A 6154-nucleotide genomic window follows, 5' to 3' on the forward strand; every position below is an offset into this window, starting at 1 on the left:
CATCCCATGCCTTCACAAGTTCCTGAAAGGATTCCAAACTTGGCTCAGCTACCATGACTAATACCACGTGGTGATCCGCAGGGATAGAGCGACTCAGGGCAGTGAAATAGGTAGGCAGTGGATGAGCTAAGACACATACCAGCTTTTTCACTAGTCCATCGGAGTCAGCAAGGGCCTGACCAAATCGCGCCGCCTGCATAAAGTCAGAGAACGCAACAATTACCTCTGCCCACGGATAAGCCGGAGCCAAGGGAATTTCTAATTCAGTAATAATGCCATTGGTGCCGTAGGCATGGGCAACCTTATAAACATCGTCTCCACGCAGGGTAATGACACGCGGCTCGTCTTCTAGTGTCACCACACGCACAGCCTGTAAGTTGCCACGATCGCGTAACTGACCATAGGTAACTGACCCCGCGCCACCACTGCCTCCTCCAACAAAGCCACCGATCGTCGCAGTGCGATAGGTCGAGGGCACCATTCGCAATTCCCAGCCCTGTTCCCGTGCTTTTTTATCGAACGCTGCCATTTTCACCCCTGGCTCAACACAGGCCATTCCAGGCTGAATCCAGCGAATTTGCTGCATCTTTGACACATCCAAAATTACCCCCCCATGAAGAGGGACACATTGCCCGTAGTTACCTGTACCGGCACCACGAACCGTCAGCGGCACTTTCAATGCTACGCAAGCGCTGGCTACCCTCAAAACCTCTGCTTCCGATGATGGGCGTACAACTATCTCACCCCGCTTATCAGACAGGAGCCGTACTAAGACAGGACTAAACGTGTAATAGTCTTGAGAAAGCTTGGCAAGTTGAGTTGGATCTGTGATAAGTTCTATGCCCTCTAAAGCAGTGGTCAAGCGAGGTAGCCAATCCGTAGGGCGATCGAGGATCAGGGTCATAGTCTAAGCGCAATGCACATTACGCTGATCATGCTAGCAAGTTTCTTTGGGCGACTGTATTGCTCAGCACAGAAACTGAGGATTTGCTTTAAATGGAAAAAGCCCCTACCCGAAGGTAGAGGCTTATCAGAACCTAAACAGTAGCTAGTGCATCAGCATCAGCCGAACTTACCAGCCGTAGAAGCAATCAAGAAAGCTGCATAGGTTAGGACGTAGCCAACACTGAAGTGAGCTAGGCCAACCAAGCGAGCTTGCACGATAGACAACGCAACAGGCTTATCCTTCCAACGAACCAAGTTCGCCAGAGGAGTACGCTCATGTGCCCATACCAAGGTTTCGATTAGCTCTTGCCAATAACCGCGCCAGCTAATTAGGAACATGAAGCCCGTCGCCCAGACTAGGTGTCCAAACAAGAACATCCAAGCCCAAACCGCCAAGTTGTTCATGCCAGCAGGGTTATAACCGTTGATCAACTGCGAAGAGTTGAGCCACAGGTAATCGCGCAACCATCCCATCAAATAGGTGGAAGAGGTATTGAACTGAGCAACGTTGCCTTGCCATACACACAGATGCTTCCAGTGCCAGTAGAAGGTAACCCAGCCGATGGTATTCAGCATCCAGAACATTGCCAAGTAGAAGGCATCCCATGCTGAGATGTCACAGGTGCCGCCCCGACCAGGGCCATCGCAAGGGAAGCTGTAGCCAAAATCCTTTTTGTCAGGCATCAGCTTAGAGCCACGAGCATCCAGAGCACCCTTGACCAGAATCAGGGTGGTGGTGTGCAAGCCCAGTGCGATCGCGTGGTGAACCAAGAAATCACCGGGGCCAATGGTCAAGAACAATGAATTAGTGCCACTGTTGATCGCCTCTAGCCAACCCGGCAGCCAAACATCGCCGTGATTAGGCCAAGCTGTAGCCGCCAAGCTGTCAGGATTAGACAACAGGGTATCAAAGCCATAGAGCATCTTGCCGTGTGCTGCCTGAATCCACTGAGCAAACACAGGCTCAATTAAGATTTGCTTTTCGGGAGTACCGAAAGCAACCACGACATCATTGTGGACATATAGACCCAGAGTATGGAAGCCAAGGAACAGAGACACCCAGCTCAGGTGAGAAATCAGGGCCTCCTTATGCTCCAACATCCGCGCCAGCACGTTGTTCTTATTGGCCTCTGGATCATAGTCTCGCACCAAGAAAATAGCGCCATGGGCAAATGCACCCACCATGATAAATCCAGCAATGTACTGGTGGTGAGTGTACAGAGCCGCCATGGTCGTGTAGTCTTTAGCCATGAAGGCGTAGGGAGGCAGCGAGTACATATGTTGAGCCACAAGGGAGGTAACAACACCTAGACAAGCCAAGTGCCAACCTAACTGGAAGTGCAACGAGTTGTTGTAGGTATCGTAAATTCCCTTATGACCGTCGCCAATCATGCCACCAAAGGGAGTGCCAACAGGAGGATTATGAGCCTCTTGGATCTCCTTGATGCTATGACCGATACCGAAATTAGTACGGTACATATGGCCGGCGATGATGAAAATAACTGCGATCGCCAGGTGGTGATGAGCAATGTCTGTCAGCCAGAGGGACTCGGTCTGAGGATGGAAACCACCCAAGAAGGTCAGAATTGCAGAGCCAGCACCTGTCGAAGTGCCAAATATATGACTTGCAGTATCCGGGTTTTGAGCATAGACTCCCCAGTTGCCAGTGAAGAACGGGGTCAAGCCAGCAGGATGGGGAGGAGTAAACAGGAAATTATCCCAACCTACATGCTGACCACGAGCCTCAGGAATAGCCACGTGAATCAAGTGACCCGCCCATGCCAAGGAGCTAACACCAAACAAACCAGCCAAGTGGTGATTCAAGCGAGATTCAGCATTCTTGAACCATGCCAGACTAGGACGAAACTTGGGTTGCAAGTGTAACCAGCCTGCAAACAGGGCAACGGCTGCCAGAATCAGCAAAAAGACCGCACCACTGTATAAGTCCGCATTGGTTCGCATTCCGATCGTGTACCACCAGTGATACACGCCAGAGTAAGCAATATTAACAGGGCCGGAAGCACCAGCTTGGGTGAAGGCATCCAAAGCGGGCTTACCGAAGTGAGGATCCCAAATCGCGTGAGCGATAGGACGAACATGCAGAGGGTCAGTCACCCACTGCTCGAAGTTACCTTGCCACGCCACGTGGAATAGGTTGCCAGAAGTCCACAGGAAAATGATCGCCAAGTGACCGAAGTGAGAAGCAAAAATCTTCTGATATAGGTTCTCTTCAGTCATGCCATCATGGCTTTCAAAGTCATGGGCTGTAGCAATTCCATACCAGATCCGCCGTGTAGTTGGATCTTGGGCAAGGTCTTGGCTAAATTTTGGAAACTTAGTAGCTGCCATAGGTTTAATCAAATCCTCCTGGTGCTCATCCAACAGCAATAACACGAGCCAGGAAGAAGGACCATGTGGTCACGATTCCTCCCAGAAGGTAGTGGGCGACTCCAACTGCACGGCCCTGAATAATGCTCAGAGCACGAGGTTGAATTGCTGGTGCAACCTTCAACTTGTTGTGTGCCCATACGATCGACTCAATCAACTCCTGCCAGTAGCCACGACCACTGAATAGGAACATCAAGCTGAACGCCCAAACAAAGTGAGCACCCAGGAACATGATGCCGTAGGCAGATAGTGCCGAACCGTAAGAGTTAATAACCTGAGAAGCTTGCGCCCACAGGAAGTCGCGCAACCAGCCATTAATAGTGATTGCACTCTGGGCAAAATTGCCACCCGTAATGTGCGAAACAGAGCCATCTGGTAGCACAGTGCCCCAAACATCCGACTGCATCTTCCAACTGAAGTGGAAAATGACGATCGAGAGCGAGTTATACATCCAGAACAGACCCAGGAAAACGTGATCCCAGCCAGATACTTGGCAGGTGCCACCACGACCAGGGCCGTCACAAGGAAAGGCAAAGCCCAGCTCAGACTTATCTGGAATCAGACGAGAGTTCCGAGCAAAGAGCACGCCCTTCAACAAAATCAGTACCGTCACGTGAATCGTGAAGGCATGAATATGGTGAACCATGAAGTCTGCAGTGCCCAAGGTAATTGGCATCATAGCCACCTTACCGCCGACAGCCACTAGGTCACCACCAAAGGCAACGCTAGCAGTAGACAAGGCATGGGGAGCTGTCGTACCTGCTGCTGCGGTGTGCAGACTTTGTACCCATTGAGCAAAGATGGGCTGTAGCTGGATCGCCGTATCCGAGAACATATCCTGGGGACGACCCAACGCCCGCATGGTGTCGTTGTGAATATACAGACCAAAGCTGTGGAAGCCTAGGAAAATACATACCCAGTTCAGGTGGGAGATAATTGCATCCCGGTGACGGAGCATGTTATCCAAGACATTCCGGTGATTTACTGCTGGATCGTAGTCACGCACCATGAAGATGGCACCGTGGGCTGCAGCACCAACAATAAAGAAACCACCCAACCACATATGGTGCGTAAACAGCGAAATCTGAGTTGGGTAATCTGTCGCTAGGTATGGATAGGGGGGCATTGCGTACATATGGTGAGCCACAATGATGCTCAATGAACCCACCATAGCTAAGTTGATTGCCAACTGAGCATGCCAAGAGCTGGTCAACACCTCATAAAGTCCCTTGTGCCCTTCACCCGTAATCATGACGGGATCCTTGTGGGCTTCTAGGATTTCCTTTATGCTGTGACCGATACCCCAGTTGGTGCGGTACATGTGACCAGCAATGATAAACAGCACTGCAATGGCCAAATGATGGTGAGCGGTATCCGTTAACCACAAACCACCGGTAACAGGGTTGAGACCACCCTTGAAGGTCAAAAAGTCAGCGTACTCTCCCCAGTTCAGCGTAAAGAAGGGAGTTAGACCCTTCGCAAAGCTGGGGTAAATCTCTGCCATTAGCGATGGGTTCAGAATAAACTCATGGGGCAGAGGAATATCCTTAACGGCTACACCTTTGTCCAGCAATTCATTGATGGGCAATGACACATGAATCTGGTGGCCAGCCCAACCCAAGGAACCCAGACCAAATAAACCTGCTAGGTGATGGTTCAGCATGGATTCCACATTTTGGAACCATTCCAACTTGGGGGCACTCTTGTGATAGTGGAACCAGCCAGCAAACAGCATCAAAGCTGCCATGACTAAGCCACCAATTGCTGTGCAATAAAGTTGATAGCTATTTGTAATGCCAGAGGCACGCCATAGTTGGAAGAATCCAGACGTGATTTGCACACCATGGAAACCACCACCAACGTCTGCATTTAAAATTTCTTGACCAACAATAGGCCAAACAACCTGGGCACTAGGTTTAATGCCGGTAGGGTTGCTCAGCCAAGCTTCGTAATTAGAAAAGCGAGCACCATGGAAATACATGCCGCTTAGCCAGACGAACACTACGGCTAGATGACCAAAGTGTGCGCTGAAGATCTTGCGAGATACATCTTCCAGGTCGCTAGTATGACTATCGAAATCGTGAGCTTTAGCATGAAGGTTCCAAATCCAGGTTGTAGTTTTTGGACCCTTAGCCAAGGAGCGATCGAAATGACCAGGCTTACCCCACTTCTCAAACGAAGTGGCAACCGGATCCTTATCAACCGTAATCTTGACTTTAGCCGTTTGCTCCTGTGGAGTAACTGCCATTTAGACTTCTCCTCTCTCTAGACAAGGAACGAGGATTACAACACCCTCAGAATTGCCATGCACAAGCATTTCCAAAGAAACACTGTTACATCTGAAGTTACCGTTATCATCGCAGCCGATCAACCCGACAGCTTTGTAACAGCAACCATAGCTATCTAAGGAATTTGCAAAGCATTATAGGTTGTGCACTTGACCGAGTTCAGAACTCGTTAACAATAATTCAAATTGCCTAGACTGCTTGCATTTTCACCATTTCAGTGAATCAATTAGCGTCGCCCTGTTAACGTAAATTTCTTTTAATTTACAAAAGTTAACGATAAACAAGGCAAATATTTAATGTATCAATAGTAACTATCAGTATCGCCAATTATTGCATCCTCTTCACACGGTCATGTAGTCACACGAATGCTTATGCTATCTCCACAGATAGCTTTCAGTAAGGACTTAGGTTCTTAACTACGAACTAAAGGTTAGTGCTCACTCGACGAGCTTGCTTGGCCATGTCTCAGGAGCTGGCATCAGTCTTGAATATCCTTATAAGCGTTGCAGCAAGTTCTTACCGTGGGTATCAGT

Annotated in this window: 3 protein-coding genes; all 3 read right to left on the reverse strand. The window is 49.5% G+C overall.

All coding sequences use genetic code 11. The features are described 5' to 3' along the window. The coding region (locus NZ772_12060) for an FAD-binding oxidoreductase (protein ID MCS6814282.1) at positions 1-904 on the reverse strand (904 nt) is incomplete at its 3' end. Between the two features lie 158 nt (positions 905-1062). Continuing rightward, the gene (psaB, locus tag NZ772_12065) at positions 1063-3294 is read right to left on the reverse strand and encodes a photosystem I core protein PsaB (protein MCS6814283.1); all 2232 of its coding nucleotides are present in this window, start codon (positions 3292-3294) and stop codon (positions 1063-1065) included. A 25-nt stretch (positions 3295-3319) separates the two neighbouring features. Then, entirely contained in the window at positions 3320-5581 is a 2262-nt protein-coding gene (gene psaA, locus NZ772_12070) for a photosystem I core protein PsaA (GenBank protein MCS6814284.1), read from the reverse strand. Between the last annotated feature and the right edge of the window lie 573 nt (positions 5582-6154).

This window comes from Cyanobacteriota bacterium (assembly GCA_025054735.1).
GTDB lineage: Bacteria > Cyanobacteriota > Cyanobacteriia > SKYG9 > SKYG9 > SKYG9.

Coding starts and splice junctions, on each gene's coding strand:
- psaB (MCS6814283.1), bottom strand. CDS start 3,294: ATGGCAGCTACTAAGTTTCCAAAATTTAGCCAAGACCTTGCCCAAGAT.
- psaA (MCS6814284.1), bottom strand. CDS start 5,581: ATGGCAGTTACTCCACAGGAGCAAACGGCTAAAGTCAAGATTACGGTT.